At 45.7% G+C, this 12887-nt stretch carries 9 protein-coding genes and 2 tRNA genes; all 11 read left to right on the top strand.

Annotated features, from left to right (window positions below; genetic code table 11):
* Positions 1-3 precede the first annotated feature (3 nt).
* The 11 genes from NT175_14060 (at position 4) to rpoC (ending at position 12887) form a co-directional block, all read left to right on the top strand.
* Positions 4-76 (top strand) — tRNA-Thr (locus NT175_14060).
* 53 nt (positions 77-129) lie between these two features.
* Entirely contained in the window at positions 130-1314 is a 1185-nt protein-coding gene (gene tuf, locus NT175_14055) for an elongation factor Tu (protein ID MCX6235820.1), read from the top strand.
* 89 nt (positions 1315-1403) lie between these two features.
* A tRNA-Trp gene (locus tag NT175_14050) sits at positions 1404-1476 on the top strand.
* An 18-nt stretch (positions 1477-1494) separates the two neighbouring features.
* On the top strand, positions 1495-1692 hold the full coding sequence (gene secE, locus NT175_14045) for a preprotein translocase subunit SecE (GenBank protein MCX6235819.1): 198 nt from the start codon (positions 1495-1497) through the stop codon (positions 1690-1692).
* Positions 1693-1748: 56 nt separating this feature from the next.
* Complete coding sequence (gene nusG, locus NT175_14040; GenBank protein ID MCX6235818.1) at positions 1749-2294, top strand: transcription termination/antitermination protein NusG; 546 nt, start codon at positions 1749-1751, stop codon at positions 2292-2294.
* An 84-nt stretch (positions 2295-2378) separates the two neighbouring features.
* On the top strand, positions 2379-2822 hold the full coding sequence (rplK, locus tag NT175_14035; protein MCX6235817.1) for a 50S ribosomal protein L11: 444 nt from the start codon (positions 2379-2381) through the stop codon (positions 2820-2822).
* Positions 2823-2852: 30 nt separating this feature from the next.
* Positions 2853-3548: a 50S ribosomal protein L1 gene (gene rplA / locus NT175_14030; protein ID MCX6235816.1), complete on the top strand. Its 696-nt coding sequence runs from the start codon at positions 2853-2855 to the stop codon at positions 3546-3548.
* Between the two features lie 42 nt (positions 3549-3590).
* Positions 3591-4112, top strand: coding sequence for a 50S ribosomal protein L10 (gene rplJ, locus NT175_14025; GenBank protein ID MCX6235815.1), 522 nt, complete (start codon positions 3591-3593; stop codon positions 4110-4112).
* 62 nt (positions 4113-4174) lie between these two features.
* Positions 4175-4558, top strand: a complete 384-nt coding sequence (rplL, locus tag NT175_14020) for a 50S ribosomal protein L7/L12 (protein MCX6235814.1) — start codon at positions 4175-4177, stop codon at positions 4556-4558.
* Between the two features lie 127 nt (positions 4559-4685).
* Positions 4686-8492, top strand: a complete 3807-nt coding sequence (gene rpoB, locus NT175_14015) for a DNA-directed RNA polymerase subunit beta (GenBank protein ID MCX6235813.1) — start codon at positions 4686-4688, stop codon at positions 8490-8492.
* 96 nt (positions 8493-8588) lie between these two features.
* Entirely contained in the window at positions 8589-12887 is a 4299-nt protein-coding gene (gene rpoC, locus NT175_14010; protein MCX6235812.1) for a DNA-directed RNA polymerase subunit beta', read from the top strand.

Below are 12887 nucleotides of genomic sequence, written 5' to 3'. Positions count from 1 at the left end.
CAGGCCGATGTAGCTCAGTCGGTAGAGCGCATCCTTGGTAAGGATGAGGTCACGGGTTCGACCCCCGTCATTGGCTCATCGTTGAATGAACAAAAACGTTTTTATAAACACAACCTAACATTATTTGATATGGCAAAAGAAAAATTCTCACGTACTAAACCGCACGTCAATATCGGAACTATCGGTCATATTGACCATGGCAAAACGACGTTGACGGCTGCTATTACCCTGAATTTGCAGGATAAAGGATTGGCTGTTTACAAATCCTTTGATGAAATTGATAATGCTCCTGAAGAAAAAGCAAGAGGTATCACCATCAATACGGCCCATATTGAATACCAGTCAGTCAACAGGCATTATGCTCATGTGGACTGCCCTGGCCATGCCGACTATATCAAGAATATGGTTACCGGTGCCGCCCAGATGGACGGAGCCATACTCGTCGTTGCCGCCAATGACGGCCCTATGCCCCAAACCCGTGAACATATCCTCCTGGCACGCCAGGTCGGCGTCCCCAAGATTGTAGTCTTCATGAATAAAGTGGATATGGTTGACGATGAGGAACTCCTCGAACTTGTCGATATGGAAATCAGAGACCTGCTGGCATTCTATAAGTTCGAGCATGACTCACCCATCATCCGCGGTTCAGCCCTCGGCGCACTCAATAAGGAACCTAAATGGGTGGAAAAAATATTTGAACTCTTGGAAGCTTGCGACACCTGGATACCTCTGCCTAAACGCGAAAGAGAAAAGGATTTCCTCATGCCCGTCGAAGACGTTTTCTCCATCACCGGCCGTGGTACCGTGGCTACTGGAAGAATTGAACAGGGTGTTATCAAAATCGGCGAGCCGGTTGAAATTATCGGCCTGGGCGCAGAAAAACTGAAATCTGTCGTTACCGGCGTTGAAATGTTCCGTAAAATTCTCGACCAGGGTGAAGCCGGCGATAATGCAGGTCTTCTGCTGAGAGGTATTGAAAAAACCGATGTCGCCAGAGGTATGGTCATCGCCAAACCCGGTTCAATCACACCGCACAAACATTTCAAGGGTGAAGTTTATGTCCTTAAAAAAGAAGAAGGTGGACGTCATACACCATTTCATAACAAATACCGTCCGCAGTTCTATTTCAGGACCACTGATGTGACCGGAGAAATTACCCTTCCGCATGGAATTGAAATGGTGATGCCCGGTGACAACCTGACTATTGAAGTCCATCTGATCCATGAGATCGCTATGAGTAAAGGTCTGCGCTTTGCTATACGTGAAGGCGGCAGAACCGTTGGCGCCGGACAGGTGACCGAGATCCTTGACTGATAACATTGCGGATGACACTGATGGTATTGGTATCCGGGATATTGCCGTGATACTGTTATCAGGACATTCATCAATATGAATATCAATGTACGGGTGTAGCTCAACTGGTAGAGTAGTGGTCTCCAAAACCATTGGTTGCAGGTTCGAGTCCTGCTACCCGTGCTAATAAAGATAAAGAAAATGGCTCGTTTCAAGATAAAAGAATATGTCAAAGAAAGCTACGATGAACTTATGCATAAGGTGTCGTGGCCTACATGGAGTGAACTGCAAGGCAGTGCGATAGTTGTCTTCGTTGCTTCCCTGCTTATTGCACTGGTTGTATTCATCATGGATATGTCCTTTAAAGGTATCCTCGGACAGTACTATAAATTATTTTAATTGTCACTCCAACTGATTCATAAACTGTTATTCAATCCTTCAATCCAGGCTTAGATATGGTTGAGCAAGAAAAAAAATGGTATGTTGTCAAGGCCATCAGCGGTAACGAGAAGAAGGTGAAGCAGTATATTGAAAATGAAATCAGCCGCCTTAAACTGCAGGATTTTGTGTCGCAGGTTTTAATTCCGACAGAGAAGATATATCAGGTAAGAAAGGGAAAGAAAGTCAGCAAGGAGCGGAATTTTTTCCCCGGATATGTGCTCATCGAAGCCGTCCTGGTCGGGGAAATCCCTCATATCATCAGAAATGTCCCGGGTGTTTTGGGATTTCTCGGATCAAAAGGGGAACCTAATGCATTGCGGCCTTCGGAAGTGAACAGAATACTCGGAAAAGTCGACGAGCTTAAAGGCTTGGGCGAGGAACTGAATGTTCCCTTTATCGTCGGAGAAACCGTCACCGTCATCGATGGACCTTTTAACAGCTTCAGCGGCGTTATCGAAGAAATAAATGAAGAAAAGAAAAGACTGAAGGTCATTGTGAAGATTTTCGGAAGGAAGACACCTCTGGAACTGAGTTTTATGCAGGTGGAAAAAGAACAATAGAACAATGAACAATGATCAATGATCAGGGATCAGAGAGTTGAATGAAAGAATAAGTGATAAATAAATTTTTATAATTAATAGGAAATGGCCAAAGAAGTAAGTGGTATAATCAAGTTGCAAATCAAGGGAGGAGCGGCTAATCCTTCACCTCCCGTCGGACCTGCGCTGGGTGCCAAAGGCGTGAACATCATGGAATTTTGTAAGCAGTTCAATGCGCGTACGCAGGATAAAACCGGAAAACTCCTTCCGGTTATTATCACAGTATTCAAGGATAAGTCATTCAACTTTATCATCAAGTCGCCACCTGTTGCGGTTCAGCTGATGGAAGCAGCCAAAGTGCAAAAGGGGTCTGCCGAGCCAAACAGGCAGAAGGTAGCCTTTGTTACCTTGGAGCAAGTAAAAACGATCGCCGAAGATAAGATGAATGACCTGAATGCTTTCACACTTGACTCAGCCATGAAAATGGTTGCCGGCACAGCCCGCAGCATGGGTATTACTGTAAAGGGAGAAGATCCCGCTGAGAAATAAATTGTAAAACAAGCACAAACGATTGTTGAGATGACGACATTGACCAAAAACAGAAAAGCCGCGATAACGAAGTATGATAAAAGTGTGACTTATTCGCTGGCCGACGCAGTTGGAATCATAAAAGAGGTGACGACCACAAAATTTGATTCGTCAGTCGACCTGGATGTCAGGTTAGGAGTAGATCCCCGGAAGGCTAACCAGATGGTCAGGGGCACTCTAACCCTGCCGCATGGAACGGGCAAAACCAAAAGAGTTTTGGTGTTATGTACTCCCGACAAGGAAGATGAAGCCCGGGAAGCCGGCGCCGATTATTTCGGCCTCGACGATTATATCCAGAAAATAAAAGGCGGATGGACAGATATCGATGTGGTCATCACCATGCCTTCTATCATGTCGAAAGTAGGTGCCCTGGGTAAGATATTAGGCCCCCGCGGCCTCATGCCAAATCCGAAATCCGGCACAGTGACCATGGATATCGGAAAAGCAGTGAAAGAAGTTAAAGCCGGCAAAATCGATTTCAAGGTCGATAAATATGGTATCATTCATGCCGCTGTCGGTAAAGTGTCGTTTCCACAGGATAAAATTGTGGATAATGCAAAGGAATTGATACAGACTATTATCAAACTGAAACCGGCAGCAGCCAAAGGAACTTATGTGAAAAGCATATTTATATCCAGTACCATGAGCCCCGGCGTGCGTGTTGACCAGAAATCCGTAACAGTATAATTCATATTTTGAAATTGGCGAAAAATCTGAAAGTAGCAAGCTATGACAAGAGAAGAAAAAAATCAGGCAATTGAAACTCTGACTGAGAAATTACGGGGAAGCAACAATGTCTATTTTACGGACATATCAAATCTGAATTCCGAACGCACCAGCAACCTGAGGAGGCTGTGTTTCAGGCGGGATGTCAAGCTGGTGGTTGTGAAGAACAACTTGCTTAAGAAAGCTATGCATAAAAGTGGCAGGAATTATGAGTCTTTATATAATATTCTTAAAGGTTCCACGTCCCTGATGATTTCTGCATCGGGTAATGCTCCTGCAATGCTGATAAAAGAGTTCCGGAAGGATTCGGATAGGCCTGTACTGAAAGGGGCCTATGTGGAGGAAACGGTTTACGTAGGCGATGAACAGCTGGAAGCGCTGATACACATCAAGTCCAAGAACGAGCTGATCGCAGATATCATCTTCCTGCTCCAGTCGCCGGCACGTAATGTCATTTCAGCCCTTCAGTCGGGCGGACATACGCTTTCGGGTATAGTCAAAACCCTGTCGGATCGCCTGGAATAGGATTATTAGTGAGAAATTAAAATAAATAACCATACATTAAAACCAATTAAAATTTAGATAAAATGGCAGATTTAAAAACGTTTGCAGAAAAACTTGTGAATTTAACAGTAAAAGAAGTCAATGAATTGGCGCAGATTCTGAAGAGTGAATACGGCATAGAACCTGCTGCAGCTGCGGCTGTAATAGTTGCGCCTGCAGCCGGCGCTGGTGCTGCTGCTCCGGCAGTGGAAGAACAGACCGCCTTTGATGTGATCCTCAAGTCATCCGGCTTGTCGAAATTGGCGGTCGTGAAACTGGTTAAGGAAATGACCAGCCTCGGCCTTAAAGAATCTAAAGAGCTTGTCGATGCGGCTCCAAAAGCTATCAAAGAAGGTGTTACAAAGGATGAAGCAGAAGCGTTAAAGAAACAATTAGAGGAGGCTGGCGCTGAGGTTGAGGTTAAGTAAAAACATATCGAATAATGTTCAAGAGAAGTAGGCTTCTTTCCAAGGCAACATGGAAAGAAGCTATTTCTTGTATCTGCGCATTATCTAATAAGTTCATTTTTACTACAAACCTTAAAATCATAATACCTTGGCCATACAAAAGATCGACAGAATCAATTTTGGCAGAACTGAATTCCAGGTTGAATATCCTGATTTTCTTGATGTTCAGTTAAAGTCATTCCGGGATTTTTTTCAGTTGGAAACCAATCCGGAAGACAGAATTAATGAGGGTCTGTATAAAGTTTTCGCTGAGAACTTCCCGATAACAGATGCGCGGAATAATTTTGTCCTGGAGTTTCTGGATTACTATATTGATCCTCCCCGTTACTCGATAGATGAGTGCATTGAAAGGGGGCTGACATATAGTGTTCCGTTAAAAGCCAAACTGAAGCTATACTGCACTGACCCTGAGCATGAGGATTTTGAGACCATCATACAGGATGTTTACCTTGGCATGATGCCATATATGACACCTAAAGGCACCTTTATTATCAATGGTGCCGAACGTGTTGTCGTTTCACAGTTACACCGTTCTCCGGGGGTTTTCTTCGGTACAAGTTTCCATCCCAACGGCTCCCAGCTCTATTCGGCCCGCATCATTCCTTTCAAAGGATCATGGATGGAGTTTACCACCGATATTAACAATGTCATGTATGCCTATATTGACAGGAAAAAGAAATTACCTGTCACCACCCTGCTCAGGGCTATAGGTTATGAGTCGGATAAGGATATCCTTGAGATATTTAATCTTGCCCTGGAGGTGAAAGTATCCAAAGCTGGATTAAAAAAGGTTGTCGGACGTAAACTGGCTGCACGGGTGGTCAGGTCATGGATCGAAGACTTTGTGGATGAAGATACCGGCGAGGTCGTTTCCATAGAACGTAATGAAGTGATCATCGAAAGAGAGACCATACTGGAAAATAAACATATTGACCAGATCGTCGATGCGGATATCAAGTCCATTCTGCTTCATAAAGAAGAAACGGAATCGAGTGATTTCTCCATAATTTTCAATACACTTCAGAAAGACCCTGCCAACTCTGAAAAAGAAGCCGTCGAATTTATATACCGACAGTTGCGCAATGCCGAGCCACCTGATGAGGAGACCGCCAGAGGCATTATCGAGAAGCTGTTTTTCTCTGATAAACGCTATGACCTGGGCGATGTCGGCAGGTATCGCATTAACAAGAAACTCATGTTGCAAACCGCTCTTAATGTGAAAGTGCTGACAAAGGAAGATATCATCTCCATTATCAAGTACCTCATTGAGCTGGTCAATTCGAAGACGGAAGTGGATGATATTGACCACTTAAGCAACCGTAGGGTGCGTACTGTCGGCGAGCAGTTGTATAACCAGTTTGGTGTTGGTCTGGCGCGTATGGCACGTACCATCAGGGAAAGAATGAATGTGCGGGATAATGAGGTATTCACACCTATGGATCTGATCAATGCGAAGACTCTTTCCTCGGTGATCAACTCATTCTTCGGGACAAACCAGCTGTCGCAGTTCATGGATCAAACCAATCCCTTGTCGGAGATCACGCATAAGCGCAGGGTTTCTGCACTCGGTCCCGGCGGGTTGTCACGTGAACGTGCCGGTTTTGAGGTGCGTGACGTACATTATACGCATTATGGCCGGTTGTGCACGATTGAAACACCTGAGGGACCCAATATTGGTTTGATATCATCGCTGTGTGTTTTTGCCAAGATAAACCGGCTGGGTTTCATCGAAACACCATACCGGCAGGTCGTCGAGGGCAGAGTGTTACTCGGTGAACCGCCTGTTTACCTCAGCGCTGAAGAAGAAGAAGAGATGATCATTGCCCAGGCCAACACACCTCTCGATGAAAGCGGGAACATTATGCTGGAGAAGGTCAAGGCACGTTTTCAGGCAGATTATCCTATCATCGAGGCAGGCAAGGTGAACCTATTGGATGTGGCACCCAATCAGATTGCCTCCATAGCTGCATCACTCATACCCTTCCTTGAACATGACGACGCCAACCGCGCCCTCATGGGATCAAACATGATGCGGCAGGCTGTCCCCTTGCTGAATCCGGAAGTGGCTATCGTCGGCACCGGCATCGAAGCTCAGGTGGCACGCGATTCCAGAGCCCTGCTTCATGCTGAAGGTGATGGCATCGTTGAATATGTTGATGCCAATGAAATCATCATTCGCTATAGCCGTCCTGATGCCGAAAAACTTATCAGCTTCGACGACGACGTCAGGCGTTATAAAATGACCAAATTCTCACGTACCAACCAGAATACATGCGTAAACATACGTCCCCTTGTGAGGAAAGGTGAAAAGGTTTTCAAAGGGAAGGTGCTGTGTGAGGGATATGCCACCAAAACCGGCGAGCTGGCTCTCGGCCGTAACCTTATGGTGGCTTTCATGCCATGGAAAGGATATAACTTCGAAGATGCTATCGTCGTATCAGAAAGGCTTGTTAAGGAAGATCTTTTTACTTCCGTTCACATTGAGGAATTCACACTTGAAGTGCGGGATACCAAAAGAGGCCTGGAAGAACTGACAAACGACATACCCAATGTCAGCACCGAAGCAACCAAGGACCTGGATGAAAATGGATTGATACGCATAGGCGCCGATGTGAAGGAAGGTGATATCCTGATCGGTAAGATTACACCGAAAGGCGAAAGCGATCCTACGCCGGAAGAAAAATTGCTGCGGGCTATCTTTGGTGATAAAGCCGGTGACGTGAAGGATGCATCACTTAAAGCTCCGCCTTCCATGCGTGGTGTGGTTATCGAAAAAAAGCTCTTTTCCAGGGTTATTAAAGACAGAAAAGCCAAAGCCAAGGAAAAAGACGATCTGACCAAGCTGGACAAGGAATTCAAGAAACAAAGCGATGAACTGAAGAATAAGCTCATTGATAAGCTTACTGTTCTTGTTAATGGTAAGACATCACAGGGTGTTTATAATAATTTCCGCGAAGAGATCATCCCCAAAAAGGTCAAGATCACCTCAAAGATGCTGGTAAACATTGATTATACCAGTGTCAATCCGAATAAATGGACAACGGATAAGGAAAAAAATGACTTCATCAAGCAACTCCTGTATAACTATAACATAAAATACAAGGAAATTTTAGGTGTATATAACAGGAAGAAGTTTGTAGCCACTGTTGGTGATGAGTTGCCAAATGGTATTGTGCAGATGGCGAAGGTATATGTAGCCAAGAAGCGCAAACTGAGAGTTGGCGACAAGATGGCCGGCCGTCACGGAAATAAAGGTATAGTGGCAAAGATTGTGCGGGAAGAGGATATGCCATACCTGGAGGACGGCACACCTGTTGATATTGTGCTTAATCCTCTTGGTGTACCTTCGCGAATGAATCTCGGGCAGATTTATGAGACGGTACTGGGATGGGCAGGGTATAAGCTGGGATTGAAATTCTCTTCACCGATCTTTGACGGTGGCAGGATAGATCAGATCAACGAATATTTAAGAAACGCCGGTCTTCCAGAGAATGGCAGGGTATACCTGTATGACGGTGGTACCGGTGAACGCTTTGATCAGCCGGCAACGGTCGGTTTTATATATATACTCAAGTTGCATCATATGGTTGACGACAAAATGCATGCGCGCTCCATCGGGCCTTATTCTCTCATTACACAGCAGCCTCTTGGTGGTAAAGCCCAGTTTGGCGGACAGCGTTTTGGTGAAATGGAAGTCTGGGCTCTCGAAGCCTTCGGTGCAGCACATATCCTTCAGGAAATACTGACAGTGAAGTCCGACGATGTACAGGGCAGGGCAAAAGCATATGAATCCATTGTCAAAGGTGAAAATATGCCCGTACCTGGCATCCCTGAGTCATTCAACGTTCTTATTCATGAGCTAAGAGGCCTTGGCCTGAATATATCATTTGAATAACATGATTGTTCAGCCCTGAACACCTGAACAACAGAAATACGTTATGATTCATTGTTCAACATTAACCCTATTTGATTAACACAATAATACGATAATATGGCTTTCAGAAAAGACTCTAACGTTACAAGCACATTTAACAAGATGACCATCAGCCTTTCATCGCCCGAGCATATCCTCGAGTTGTCAAGCGGTGAAGTGCTGAAACCCGAAACCATCAATTACAGGACATATAAACCTGAACGGGATGGATTATTCTGTGAAAGAATATTCGGGCCTGTCAAGGATTGGGAATGCCATTGCGGTAAATATAAACGTATACGGTATAAAGGTATCGTTTGCGACCGCTGTGGCGTTGAAGTCACTGAAAAAAAAGTACGGCGTGAACGTATGGGACATATACAGCTGGTCGTTCCAGTCGCACATATCTGGTTCTTCCGTTCCCTGCCCAATAAAATCGGCGCACTCCTTGGATTAGCAACAAAAAAACTGGATTCCATCATTTATTACGAACGGTATGTTGTAATCAACCCTGGAATTAAAGAAAGAGAAGGAGTAAAGTATCTGGATTTCCTTACCGAGGAAGAGTACTTCCAACATGTGGAATCCCTGCCTCAGGAAAACCAGTATCTGGACGACGACCACCCCGACAAGTTTATTGCCAAGATGGGAGCAGAAGCGTTGCATGACTTGCTGGCACGGCTTGACCTTGACCAGATGTCGTATGATCTGCGCCATAAAGCCAGCACTGAGACATCGCAGCAGCGGAAGCTGGAGGCTCTCAAACGTTTGCAGGTATTTGAAGCTTTCCGTGAAGCCAATAAACGCGTTGAAAACCATCCCGAATGGATGATCGTCAAAGTTGTCCCTGTCATACCACCTGAATTGCGGCCACTTGTTCCACTCGATGGCGGCCGTTTTGCCACATCCGACCTCAATGACCTTTACCGCAGGGTCATCATCAGAAACAACAGATTAAAGAGATTGATCGAAATAAAAGCACCTGATGTCATTCTTCGTAATGAAAAACGAATGCTCCAGGAAGCTGTTGACTCCTTGTTTGATAATTCACGGAAAGCCAATGCTGTCAAGACCGAATCGAACCGGGCACTGAAATCTCTCAGCGACAGCCTCAAAGGAAAACAGGGACGGTTCCGCCAGAACCTCCTTGGAAAGCGTGTCGACTACTCTGGCCGCTCGGTCATTGTTGTCGGGCCTGAACTGAAACTCCATGAATGTGGCCTTCCTAAGGAAATGGCATCAGAACTTTTCAAGCCTTTCATCATCCGCAAACTCCTTGAAAGAGGAATTGTAAAAACTGTAAAATCAGCCAAGAAGATCGTTGACAGGAAAGACCCGGTTGTATGGGATATTCTCGAAAATATTCTTAAAGGTCATCCTGTGATGCTGAACCGTGCACCAACATTGCACAGGCTTGGCATACAGGCATTCCAGCCCAAACTCATTGAAGGTAAAGCTATACAGTTACATCCTTTGTCATGTACGGCTTTTAATGCCGACTTTGACGGTGACCAGATGGCCGTTCATGTTCCACTGGGTCATGCAGCTATTCTCGAAGCCCAGCTTCTCATGCTGGCGTCACATAATATCCTTAATCCTGCCAATGGAGCCCCTATCACAGTTCCTTCGCAGGACATGGTACTCGGCTTGTACTATCTGACCAAGGGAAGAAATGGTATTCCGGAAAATCCTGTTAAAGGTGAAGGACATACGTTTTATTCTCCCGATGAGGTCATTATTGCCTATAACGAAGGTAAACTCGATCTTCATGCCTTTATCAATGTCAGAATCAGTTTGAAGGAGAATGGTCAGGAAGTGACCAGAATGATTGAGACCACCACAGGACGCATACTTCTTAACCAGCATGTTCCGCATGAATATGGCTATCTTAATGAATTATTAACTAAAAAAAGCCTCAGAGATATCATCGGGGATATTTTGCGCCAGACAGGCACAGCCTCAACAGCCAAATTCCTCGATGACATTAAAGATCTGGGATTCCAGATGTCATTTAAAGGCGGGCTGTCATTTAACCTTGCTGATGTGATCATTCCCGAAGGAAAGGAGAAGCTTATTGGCAAAGCCAATGCAGAAGTTGAAGAGGTCATGAATAACTATAATATGGGTTTCATCACGAACAATGAGAGGTATAACCAGGTCATTGACATATGGACTCATACGAATTCGCAGTTGACACAATCGCTCATCCAGCAGTTGTCGCAGGACAGGCAGGGTTTCAACCCTGTGTTCATGATGCTTGACTCAGGCGCCAGGGGATCAAAAGAGCAGATCCGTCAGCTTTCGGGTATGAGAGGATTGATGGCTAAGCCGCAGAAGTCAACTGCCACCGGTGGTGAAATCATTGAGAATCCTATTCTTTCCAACTTTAAGGAGGGCCTGTCGGTTTTGGAATACTTTATTTCAACACACGGAGCCCGCAAAGGTCTTGCTGATACAGCTCTTAAGACTGCCGATGCCGGTTACCTGACACGCCGCCTTGTCGACGTGGCCCAGGATGTGGTCATCACCGAGGAAGACTGCGGCACATTGAGAGGACTTACAATTACCGCGCTGAAGAAAAGTGAGGAAGTCGTCGAAAAATTATACGACAGGATACTGGGACGTGTGTCCCTCCACGATATATACCACCCTCAGAGTGGCGCTCTGATCATCGAAGCAGGCGAGGAGATAACGGAAAAAATTGCCGAAGTGATTGAAAATTCACCACTGGAAGAAATTGAAATACGTTCAGTACTGACCTGTGAATCAAAACTCGGTGTGTGCACCAATTGTTATGGCCGTAACCTGGCCAATGGCAAGCTGGTTCAAAAAGGTGAGGCTCTCGGCGTCATTGCAGCACAATCCATCGGTGAACCCGGAACACAGCTCACACTGCGTACCTTTCACGTCGGCGGTACCGCCTCAAACATCGCCATAGTGTCGAAGATAGAAGCCAAGTATGGTGGCATCGTGGAGATCGAAGAGTTGCGTTCAGTTGAATATACCGACGCTGAAAACAGAAAATATGACATCGTCATAGGCCGTTCAGCCGAAATGCGTATTGCAGATAAAAAGACAGGAATAGCCCTTTCATCTGCCAATATCCCATATGGTGCCAAACTGTATTTTAAAAATGGCTCTGGAGTATTCAAAGGTAATGTCATTGCCGAGTGGGATCCATATAATGCCGTGATTCTTTCTGAAGTTACCGGAAAGATACACTTCGAAAGCATCATTGAAAATGTAACTTACCGCGTGGAATCGGATGAACAGACAGGGTATTATGACAAGGTCATCATTGAGACGAGGCTTAAGACACGGAATCCCAATATTCATATCCTTTCTTCCACGAATGATATCATCAAGAGCTACGATATTCCTGTCGGTGCGCATCTTGTTGTTGAGGATGGCCAGAAAATTAAAGCCGGCGAAATACTGGTTAAGATTCCGCGTGCCATTGGTAAATCGGGTGACATCACGGGCGGTCTGCCAAGGGTGACAGAGTTATTTGAAGGCCGTAATCCATCTGATCCGGCTATTGTCGCCGAGATTGACGGCGTGGTGTCGTTCGGCAAACGACTCAAGAGAGGCAACCGTGAGGTCATTATTACCTCCAAATCAGGTGAGGAAAAGAGTTATCTGATCCCCACATCAAAGCAGATCCTGGCACAGGAAAATGACTATGTGAAAGCCGGTACGCCGCTGTCGGAAGGTGAAATAGCCCCATCTGATATCCTGGCTATCAAAGGTCCTATGAAAGTGCAGGAATATATCGTCAACGAGATACAGGAAGTCTACCGTTTGCAGGGCGTTAAGATCAATGATAAGCATTTTGAGGTTATTGTCAGGCAGATGATGCGTAAGGTTGAAGTGGCTGACCCGGGCGATACCAAGTTCCTGGAAGGCGAGCTGGTCAACAAGCTGGATTTCTATGAAGAGAATGACTGGATATTTGGTAAAAAAGTGGTTATCGAGCACGGTGACTCCATAACCTATAAGCCAGGCCAGATTATCAGCGCCCGTAAGCTCAGGGATGAGAACTCCCTGTTGAAACGCCGCGACAAGAGGCTCGCGGAAGCACGCGACACCTATCCGGCAACAGCACGCCAGGTGTTGCAGGGTATCACCAAAGCTTCGTTGCAAACCAAGAGCTTCCTGTCGGCAGCATCATTCCAGGAGACGACAAAAGTACTCACGGAAGCTGCCATCAGGGCTAAGTCGGATGATCTGCTCGGCCTGAAGGAAAATGTCCTCGTCGGCCACCTCATACCGGCCGGAACTGGCCTCCGCGAGTACGACAACCTCATCGTCGGTTCGAAAGAAGAATATGAAGCGCTGATGGCATCGAAAGAAGATGGTGCCATCGTGAAAGAATAA

The organism is Bacteroidota bacterium (assembly GCA_026391695.1).
Classification (GTDB): domain Bacteria; phylum Bacteroidota; class Bacteroidia; order Bacteroidales; family JAGONC01; genus JAPLDP01.
Note: the sequence above shows the minus strand (reverse complement) of the source record. Positions and strands in the feature narration are given on the sequence as shown.